This is a genomic window from Endozoicomonas sp. ALB115, from assembly GCF_049310245.1.
Lineage (GTDB): Bacteria > Pseudomonadota > Gammaproteobacteria > Pseudomonadales > Endozoicomonadaceae > Endozoicomonas.
Map to the genome: position 1 here is coordinate 1 of NZ_JBLYZG010000189.1, position 1,196 is coordinate 1,196.

The window sequence follows — 1,196 nt, forward strand, 5'->3', positions numbered from 1 at the left end:
CGTTATTGAAGACAGTGCCGGCATCGATACCCTGATCTTTGAAGACCTGAACGACGATGATGTGTTACTTCGTCGACAGGGCGATGATCTGCTCATTACCCGTCACGCTGACAGTAATGACAGTGTTCGTATCCTCAACCACTTTACCGACCAGACCGGTGCTGTCAGCCTTCGTGCCATTAATGTCATCACATTTGCCAACGGAACCCGCTGGAATACAGACGACATTCTGGTTCAGTCGGTCAAAGGCACTGAAGCCAATGATCAGATTCTGGCTCACGCTGAGAATGACATGATCACGGCACTGAGTGGTGATGATGTGGTTCATGGTCAGGGAGGCCATGATCAGATTGATGGTGGTCACGGATCCGATACGCTTTACGGTGAGACCGGCCGGGATGTTCTGTTGGGTGGTCAGGGCGATGACCGTCTGGAAGGCGGGGACGACGATGACCGCCTGGAAGGTGGTGAAGGTGTCGATACCCTGTTAGGCGAGGACGGTAGCGATCAACTTTTCGGTGGTGACCAGAATGATGACCTCAGTGGCGGTGGTGGCAATGACCAGCTCTTTGGGGACAGCGGCAACGACACGCTGAACGGTGACTGGGGTGATGACACCCTGCATGGTGGCTCAGGCGATGATGAGCTGACCGATCTCACCGGCAATAACACCCTGTATGGTGGAGAGGGGAATGACAAATTGTCTGGTCGTGGGCACCTGTTTGGTAATGAAGGTGACGACACTCTGAAAGGCAGTGGTCTTTTAGCAGGTGGTGAAGGTCATGATGTCATTACCGGGCAAAGTGGCAGCACCCTGAAAGGTGACGCCGGTAACGATACCCTGATCGTTGACAGCCAGCCCTGGGAGCGCGGTGTGCTTAGTACACTGGAAGGTGGTGCAGGTGATGACACTCTATATGGTGGCTTTACCGATGATGAGTACCTTTTCAATCTGGGTGACGGTGCTGACCGGGTGATTGAACGGCGCTTGGGCGAAGCCTATAGCAATTACAACGCCTCTTTTGATGTGCTTCGTTTTGGTGAAGGCATTGCCGCCATTGATCTTTCCTATGCCCGTCGAGGGGATCATATGGTCATCAGCCAAAGTAACGGCAGTGACCAGATCACCATTGAGAATTGGTTCCGGGAGCCTACCGAGCACTTCAAAATCAATAGTTTTGAGTTTGCCGATGGCA

At 53.0% G+C, this 1,196-nt stretch carries 1 protein-coding gene; it reads left to right on the plus strand.

Features of this window, described 5'->3' with window-relative positions; all coding sequences use genetic code 11:
- Window positions 1-1,196 (plus strand): calcium-binding protein (locus ACO6VE_RS24545; protein WP_422464129.1); only part of this gene is annotated, 1,196 nt, incomplete at both ends.